This is a genomic window from Microbacterium sp. K35 (assembly GCF_004794375.1).
Lineage (GTDB): Bacteria > Actinomycetota > Actinomycetes > Actinomycetales > Microbacteriaceae > Microbacterium > Microbacterium sufflavum.
Map to the genome: position 1 here is coordinate 1 of NZ_SSDM01000422.1, position 6,568 is coordinate 6,568.

Below are 6,568 nucleotides of genomic sequence, written 5' to 3' on the forward strand. Positions count from 1 at the left end.
CCTCGGCCTCCACGCCCCGCGGCGCCGTGACCACGGGCGGGCCGCCCTGCAGCTGCCGCCTGGCCTCGATCACGCGGCGGTTGAAGTCCTCGAGCACCGCCCGCACGTCGGACTCTCGTCCGAGGAGGTCGAGCTGTCCGTCGAGCTCGCGGTCCTCCGTGCGCAGCAGCAGCGCGGGCGGCCCGAGCCCGGTGAGGTTCTCGGTCTCGATCTTGCGCCGGATCCACCAGTCAGGGTCGTGGTGGGTGCCGAGCCCCTCGATGGGCTTGCCGGCACCGGGGAGGTCGTCGAAGTCGCCGCGGCGGATCGCCACCTGGATCGCGCTCTCGATGAACGCCGCCCGATCCACGGCCGCCGCCGCGCCAGGCGTCGAGGTGACGGTCGCGTCGTCGTCGACGCCGTCGTCGTGCGACCGGCGGCGCGCGAGGTACCGCGCCGCCTCGTCTCGGGGATCGGACATGATGCACCTCCGCCGCATCCTGCTCTCCTCCAGCCTACGTGCGGTCCGGGGGCACGGCACGGGTGTCGGCGCGAGGTCATAGGCTCGGAGGATGGCCGCGCGCACCTCCCTCAACCGAGAGATCCTGCGACTGGCGGTTCCGGCACTCGGTGCGCTGATCGCCGAGCCGGCGTTCCTCATCGTCGACGCCGCGCTCGTCGGCCACCTCGGCACCACGCCGCTCGCGGGGCTCGGCATCGCCGGCGCCGTGCTGCAGACCATCGTGGGCCTGATGGTGTTCCTCGCGTACTCGACCACCCCGGCGGTCGCGCGGCGCTTCGGCGCGGGGCAGCCGGGCGAGGCCGTGTCGGTCGGGATCAACGGCATGTGGCTGGCCCTGGGCCTCGGGGCCGTGCTGGCCGTGATCGGTGCGGTGTCGTCGCCGTGGCTCGTGTCGCTGTTCGGCGCGAGCGAGGCCGTGGCCGCCCAGGCCGACGAGTACCTGGTGATCTCGATGTGGGGGCTGCCGGCGATGCTCATCGTCTTCGCGGCGACCGGGCTGCTGCGCGGCATGCAGGACACCATGACCCCGCTCTGGATCGCCGGCCTCGGCTTCGGTGCCAACGCGCTGCTCAACTGGCTCTTCATCTACGGCTTCGGCTGGGGCATCGCCGGATCCGCGGCCGGCACGGTCGCCGCGCAGTGGGGCATGGTCGCCGCGTACGTGCTGGTGGTGCAGCGGCTCGCCTCCCGCCACAGCGCCTCGCTCCGGGCGCAGCGCGACGGCCTGCGCAACACCGCCACCTCGGGCGGATGGCTGTTCCTACGCACGGTCAGCCTCCGCGTGGCGCTGCTGGCGACCGTGGCGGTCGCGACCGGGGTCGGCACCGACGAGCTCGCCGGGTGGCAGATCGTGTTCACCATCTTCTCCGCGGCCGCCTTCGCCCTCGACGCCCTGGCCATCGCCGCGCAGGCGCTGATCGGCAAGGAGCTGGGCGCCGGAGACGAGCAGCAGGTGCAGCGCGTCCTCGGCCGGACGGTCGCCTGGGGCGCGTGGTTCGGCGTGGCGGTCGGCGCTGTCATCGCCGCACTGTCGGGCGTGCTCGGGATCGTGTTCACGGGCGACCCGCACGTCGCGGCACTCGTGCAGCCGGCGCTGCTGGTGCTCGCGGTCGCCCAGCCGATCGCCGGTGTCGTGTTCGTGCTCGACGGTGTGCTGATGGGCGCGAACGATGCGCGCTACCTCGCGATCGCGGGCGGCCTGAACCTGGTGCCGTTCCTGCCCGTGCTGTGGATCATCGCGGCGACGCGAGTGGACGGCGCGGCGGGCCTGATCTGGCTCGCGGTGGCCTTCTTCGGCGTATACCTGCTCGCGCGGCTCGGCACGCTCGGCTGGCGGGTGCGGTCGGGACGCTGGCTCTCCGCCGCCGCCTGACCTCCACCGCGGGGCACGACGTCGGCCCTGTCCGCATCTTCCGCGGCTCGGCGGAATACAGCGCCCCGGATGCTGGCACCGCGGGTGATCATCGGGAGACACTGAAGGGATGCTGGGGATGAACGATGCGCAAGTCTGGACGACCATCGGGGTCCTCGCCACGGCGGTGTACGCCACCGTGACGCTGATCTCGACGATGTTCGTCCGCATCATGAAGACCGAGATCGGAAGCGTCCGCACCGAGATCGGCGATCTGAAGACCGAGGTCCGCGGACTGCACAGCCGCATCGACGACCTCGACCGCGACGTCAGCGCGATCTACCGGCACATGCTGAGCATGGACGGCCGCTGACCGTCCCCCAACGGAGCCCGGCACACGCGCCGCCGCGCGCGCCTCAGTCCCCGGCGTAGCGGCGACACCACTCGTACATGATCACGGCGGCCGCGGCGCTGGCGTTGATGGAGCGGGTCGAGCCGTACTGCGTGATCTCCACGTGCGCGGAGGCCGCGGCGAGCGCCTCGTCCGAGAGCCCCGGACCCTCCTGCCCGAACAGCAGCACGCACGCACGCGGCAGGTCTGCCCGGTCGACGGGGACGGCGCCCTCGACGTTGTCGACCGCGATCACGGGCAGCCCCTCCGCCGCAGCCCAGGCGGCGAACGACGCCACGTCCTCGTGATGCACGACGTGCTGGTAGCGGTCGGTGACCATGGCACCACGCTTGTTCCAGCGGCGGCGCCCGATGATGTGCACGGTGTCGGCGAGGAACGCGTTGGCGCTGCGCACGATCGAACCGATGTTCATGTCGTGCTGCCAGTTCTCGATCGCGACGTGGAACGGGTGCCGCCGCGTGTCCAGGTCGGCCACGATCCGCTCCATCCGCCAGTAGCGGTAGCGGTCGATCACGTTGCGGGTGTCGCCGTTGGCGAGCAGCTCCGGGTCGTACTGCTCCCCCTCGGGCCAGGCGTCCCGTCCTCCCGGCCACGGGCCGACGCCGTAGCCGGGCTGGGCGAGGGACCCGCCCGCGCCGTCCGGGACCGGGGCCGCGGAGTCGTCCGTCGCCGGGCTCTCGGGCGTGCGTGCATCCATCCCGCCAGGCTATCGCCGCCCCGCGGCCGCCTGTCTCGGCGGAGCGATCGTCGTCACCGAGATGGCCCAGATCCGGATATTTAGGCAAGCCGAAAAATACGCTACGGTTTCGGTGTGCCGAAAAATCGCGTCGCCCCCGTGACACCGTCCGCCGCCACCGCCCCGCGCAGCCTGTGGCTGCTCGGCCCCGCCCTCGTGGCCGGTGTCGCGTATCTCGACCCGGGCAACGTCGCCAGCAACATGACCGCCGGCGCGCAGTACGGCTACCTCCTGGTGTGGGTGGTCATCGCGGGAAACGTCATGGCCTGGCTCATCCAGTACCTCTCCGCCAAGCTCGGCGTGGTCACGGGGCAGAGCCTGCCGGAGGTGCTCGGTGCACGCCTGAAGCGCCCGTGGACGCGACGCGCGTACTGGCTCCAGGCCGAACTGGTGGCCATGGCGACCGACCTCGCCGAGGTGATCGGCGGCGCCGTCGCGCTGTACCTGCTGTTCGACGTGCCGCTGCTCCTCGGCGGCCTGATCACCGGGGCCGTGTCGATGATCCTGCTCACCGTGCAGAGCCGCCGCGGCGCCCGCCCCTTCGAGTTCGTGATCATCGGACTGATGCTCGTCATCACGGTCGGCTTCCTGGCCGGCCTGTTCCTCGCCCCGCCCGACCCCGCGGGTGTCATCGGCGGACTCGTCCCCCGCTTCGAGGGCACCGGCTCGGTGCTGCTCGCGGCCTCCATCCTCGGCGCCACGATCATGCCGCACGCGATCTATGCGCACTCCTCGCTCGCCCGCGACCGCTTCGGGAGCGCGGGTCTGCCCCACGAGGAGGCCACGCGGACCGAGGCCTCCCGCATCCGCCGCCTGCTCACCGCCACGCGCTGGGACGTGTCGATCGCGATGGTCATCGCGGGGTCGGTCAACCTCGGCATCCTCCTGCTGGCCGCGGCGAACCTCGCCGGGGTCGAGGGCACCGACTCCCTGGAGGGCGCGCACGCCGCCCTGGCCGCCGGTCTCGGTCCCGTCGTCGCCACGTTCTTCGCGGTGGGGCTGCTCGCCTCCGGCCTGGCGTCCACCTCGGTCGGCGCCTACGCGGGCGCCGAGATCATGCACGGGCTGCTGCACGTGCGCATCCCGCTGTTCGCACGGCGGCTGGTGACCCTCATCCCTGCCCTCGCGATCCTCGGCCTCGGCGTCGACCCCACCCTCGCGCTCGTGCTGAGCCAGGTCGTGCTGTCGTTCGGCATCCCGTTCGCGCTCATCCCGCTGGTGGCGCTGACCGCGCAGCGGCGCACGCTCGGGGTCTGGGTCAACCGCGCGTGGACCACCATCGCCGGGGTCGTCGCCTCGGTGCTGCTCATCGCCCTCAACGCCGCGCTGCTCTGGCTGGTCCTGACGGGGGCATGAGCCCGGATAGGCTCGACACCATGCCCGCCGAGAACGCCCGCCGCACCGTCCGCATCCTCACCTGGATCGGAATCGCGACCGGGGTGATCGGGGCCGTGCTGATCGCGTTCCCGAAGGTCGTCGGCCCGCTCGGACCGTGGCTGCAGCTCGCCCTCGGCATCGCGACGCTCGTGCTCGCCTTCCGCGCGCGCAAGGTCGGGATCGCCGAGGTGGAGGGCTTCGACGGGCGCCTGTCGCTCGCCGCCGCCCTCCTCGGCTTCCTCGTGGTGTTCTTCGCGGGGCAGGTGGCCTTCGGCCTGCTGGTCGCCGTCGCGAATCCGTGACTCAGGCCGCGACGAACCCCGTCACCAGATAGAGCACGAGCGAGAGCCCGGCCGCGATCCCCGCGTAGGGCAGGATCGCCAGCATGAGGTTGATCGGCTTGATGCCGATCGAACGCGAGGCCAGGATGATGCCGTCGCCGTACAGACACGTGGTGCTGCCGAGCGCGGCGCCCGAGAACACCGCGGCACCGGCCAGGATCGGGTCGGCACCGAGAGCGAGCGCCAGCGGCAGCACGACCGGGGTGATGACCGCCGCGAGGTCCCAGAACGACCCGGTCGCGTAGGCGTAGACGCCGCACACGGCGAACACGATCGCCGGCAGCAGGGCGGGGGTGAGCACGGGCTCGGTCACCTGGATCACGAACTCGGCGAGCTGCAGGGCGATGTTCATCTCCTGCACCATGAACGCGAGCACGGTGAGCACCATCACGAAGAGCATGCTCTCGATGCCCTCGAGCGCCGCGTCCAGCACGCCGCGCACCGAGAGCCGACGCTGCACGAGCACCAGCACGACCGTGACCGCGAGGGCCGCCGCGGTACCGGCGACCACATTGGCGTCCGTCGCGATCGTGACGCCGACCAGCACGGCCATCGCGATCAGGAACGACCACGGCTGCGGCTTGCGCGCGGTGTCCGTGGTGGTCTCGAGCGCCACGGCGACGCGCTGCGCGGTCGAACCGTCCGCGTCGTCCGCGCGGAGCTCGGAGAGCAGCGCCGCACCCTCGGCCCGGCGTTCGGCGTCTGTCGTGCCGAGCGGGAAGACGTCGCCGTCGCGCTCGGCGCGCAGCGCGTCCTTCTTGATCAGGCCGAGCTTCGGCAGCCAGCCGATGCTCATCAGCAGCGCCACCGCGATGGCCGCCCAGCCGAAGAAGATGAACGGGATGGACTGCAGGTAGGCCCCGAAGCCGCTGCCGCCGACGGTGACCCCCTGCGCCTCGAACAGGCCCGAGAAGAACAGTGCCCACGTCGACACGGGGACGAGCACGGCGATCGGGGCAGCGGTCATCTTCATGATCGCGCCGAGCTGGGTGCGCGGAACCCGGTAACGGTCGGTCACCTGCTTCATCGACGTGCCGGTGGTGAGCACGTTGAGGTAGTCGTCGACGAACAGCACGATCGAGAGCAGGAACGTGAGCAGGGTCGACTTCCGCCGCGAGGTCACGAACCGCTCGACCCAGCGGGCGAAGTCGGTGACGATGCCCGACTTCTCGAACAGCATCATCAGGATGCCGAACAGGGCGACGATCAGCAGCAGCCACTGCGCCGTCTCGTTCGACAGGGCCTTGCCGGTGTACTCGACCCAGACGTCGAAGCCGCCCCAGCCGCCGAGGATCAGAGCTCCGGCGACGGTGCCGCAGAGGAGCGCGAAGAGGGTGCGGCGGGTGGCGACGGCGACCACGAGGATCACCGCGATGGGCAGGAGCGCGAGGGCGCCGAATTCGGGCATGGGGTTCACCTCGGTGTGAAAGGAAAGGGAGGGGGTGGTCGAGCCGGGGGTCAGGGCTCGACGCCGCCGACGACCGTCCGCTGTACGGGCAGGTCGGGGAGGTCGTCGGGTGCGACGTGCAGCGGGTTCTCCGCCCACACGGCGTAGTCGGCGCGGTAGCCGGGGGCGATGCGACCGAGGTCGCCGTCGCCCTGCGCCCGCGCAGCGCCCACGGTGTAGCCGTGCAGCGCCTGGTAGGGGGTGAGCACCTGGTGGGGCTCGAACACCGGGGCGTCGCGGTCGCCGGGGCGGCGGCGCAGCATGGCCCACGCGAGGCCGATCCGGGCGTCGTTCTGCGCGATGGGCCAGTCCGACCCGAGGGCGACCGGGGCACCCGCGTCCCAGTAGTCGCGCACGCGCCAGGCCCGGGCGGCCCGGGCCTGGCAGATCGGAAGAGCGTCG

The 6,568-nt window shown here is 71.8% G+C and carries 8 protein-coding genes; 4 read left to right on the top strand and 4 right to left on the bottom strand.

All coding sequences use genetic code 11. From position 1 onward, the window contains the following. Positions 1-463: DnaJ family domain-containing protein (locus DW299_RS18425; protein WP_446724809.1), on the bottom strand; the 463-nt coding region annotated here is incomplete at its 3' end. 88 nt (positions 464-551) lie between these two features. Here DW299_RS18425 and DW299_RS18430 point away from each other — a divergent pair. Next, complete coding sequence (locus DW299_RS18430) at positions 552-1,874, top strand: MATE family efflux transporter (RefSeq protein WP_136037437.1); 1,323 nt, start codon at positions 552-554, stop codon at positions 1,872-1,874. A gap of 118 nt (positions 1,875-1,992) precedes the next feature. Next, positions 1,993-2,226: a hypothetical protein gene (locus DW299_RS18435; RefSeq protein WP_136037438.1), complete on the top strand. Its 234-nt coding sequence runs from the start codon at positions 1,993-1,995 to the stop codon at positions 2,224-2,226. Positions 2,227-2,269: 43 nt separating this feature from the next. Here the strand turns inward: DW299_RS18435 and DW299_RS18440 are convergent, their stop codons facing one another. Beyond that, positions 2,270-2,962, bottom strand: coding sequence for a TrmH family RNA methyltransferase (locus DW299_RS18440; RefSeq protein ID WP_136037439.1), 693 nt, complete (start codon positions 2,960-2,962; stop codon positions 2,270-2,272). Positions 2,963-3,076: 114 nt separating this feature from the next. On the opposite strand from DW299_RS18440, the gene DW299_RS18445 reads away from it, so the two are divergent. Together DW299_RS18445 and DW299_RS18450 are read left to right on the top strand one after the other, a co-directional pair. Then, on the top strand, positions 3,077-4,357 hold the full coding sequence (locus tag DW299_RS18445) for an Nramp family divalent metal transporter (RefSeq protein ID WP_240745456.1): 1,281 nt from the start codon (positions 3,077-3,079) through the stop codon (positions 4,355-4,357). Between the two features lie 20 nt (positions 4,358-4,377). Further along, complete coding sequence (locus tag DW299_RS18450; RefSeq protein ID WP_136030785.1) at positions 4,378-4,680, top strand: hypothetical protein; 303 nt, start codon at positions 4,378-4,380, stop codon at positions 4,678-4,680. Between the two features lies 1 nt (position 4,681). Here the strand turns inward: DW299_RS18450 and DW299_RS18455 are convergent, their stop codons facing one another. Together DW299_RS18455 and DW299_RS18460 are read right to left on the bottom strand one after the other, a co-directional pair. Continuing rightward, complete coding sequence (locus DW299_RS18455; protein ID WP_136030787.1) at positions 4,682-6,127, bottom strand: Na+/H+ antiporter NhaC family protein; 1,446 nt, start codon at positions 6,125-6,127, stop codon at positions 4,682-4,684. A 50-nt stretch (positions 6,128-6,177) separates the two neighbouring features. Then, a partial coding sequence (locus DW299_RS18460) for an amidohydrolase family protein (RefSeq protein ID WP_168443179.1) occupies positions 6,178-6,568 on the bottom strand: 391 nt, incomplete at its 5' end.